The organism is Roseburia sp. 1XD42-69, from assembly GCF_003612565.1.
Taxonomy (GTDB): Bacteria; Bacillota; Clostridia; order Lachnospirales; family Lachnospiraceae; genus Roseburia_B.
In genome coordinates, this window is record NZ_RAZG01000264.1 from 1 (window position 1) to 614 (window position 614).

Here is a 614-nt window from a genome sequence, read left to right on the forward strand (position 1 = left end):
TGTCATGCTACAATATCATTTTCGCTTTTGGCTACAAAAAAATGCAATGTATTTTTCGCTAATCAAAAGATAGCGGAACAATCAATAGATTAAACAAAAAACAGTGACAGGCAACAGAAAGCGAAAGGAATCAGTAAAAAATATAGAATCAAAGAGAACAGACCTTTGAAAGATTGAGTATTATTATCAGTCTTTTGGAGGTCTATTTTTTTACTATGAAGTAGTTGATTCTTTCTAAGTGTATCATGAAAAGTTGGAAAGAAATTTTCTTCTTATTAGAGTGTCAAATCCAGTAACTAAGCGGTGTTGCAGACAATTTAGTGGAGCTTAAAATTAGAATTTTATGAGGAAGGAAAAGCGATATTTTATGATTTTGATTAGTAAAAGTGAGTTGTCCGGGAACGATTAAGCGTTGGAGTGGAAAGCATTTTGCTTCAAAGAGATAGATGTGTGATGCAGGAATGAGATTTGCTAAAGGACTTTCAAATGAGTTTGAAATGAGATTGTAACAAAGTGGATGAGTTGCTAATGCACTTTCAAATTGGACTTGTAAATGCGAAAGTGGATTTGCATTTTTTGAGAGTGAAAAAGCGAAAATCATTTTTTGCGTGACA

At 32.7% G+C, this 614-nt stretch carries 1 protein-coding gene; it reads right to left on the minus strand.

Going from position 1 to position 614, the window contains the following annotated elements:
• Window positions 1–283: 283 nt before the first annotated feature.
• On the minus strand, window positions 284–614 hold a 331-nt coding region (locus tag D7Y06_RS26765; protein ID WP_207667363.1), incomplete at its 5' end, for a hypothetical protein.